This window comes from Acinetobacter sp. ATCC 27244, assembly GCF_000156555.1.
In the GTDB taxonomy this organism is placed as follows: Bacteria; Pseudomonadota; Gammaproteobacteria; order Pseudomonadales; family Moraxellaceae; genus Acinetobacter; species Acinetobacter haemolyticus.
On record NZ_GG666004.1, the window covers coordinates 1 to 457 of the forward strand.

1 protein-coding gene is annotated in these 457 nt (G+C 37.0%); it reads right to left on the bottom strand.

What is annotated here, in order from left to right:
- Positions 1–457 (bottom strand): CerR family C-terminal domain-containing protein (locus HMPREF0023_RS15990; RefSeq protein ID WP_008942599.1); only part of this gene is annotated, 457 nt, incomplete at both ends.

Here is a 457-nt window from a genome sequence, read left to right on the forward strand (position 1 = left end):
ACTGTTTTTAATTGCCTCTAAACCTGCCAAAGAAAAAGTCAGGAGATGTTTCACTAAGTATTGTGATGGTACTTGTGAAAGATGTTGTGCAGGTGTTGGGATATTTGTACTCGTAATAATCAACATTAGGCAAGGAGCTACAACACTCAAAATACAAGGAAGTAAAGCAGGGTGGTTTTCATCTATCCCTGACACTTGGCTGATAATTTTACGGATACTCTGAAGTTTTCTAGTGCCGTCATTTGCCATAAACTCATGTAAGTAAGGCGTAGGCGAGAAGAGTTCACGAATAAAAACTTTGCTATGCCACATATCTTTCTCAGCTAGCTTGCTAATCATCGATTCAAAAAATATTTCCAGTTTCTTGGTTGGAAGAAGTGAACTTTCTACTAGTTCACTTAATTGTTGTTCATTGATGTAATGAGTGTGTGCTTCAGCGAGTACAGATTTATATAAA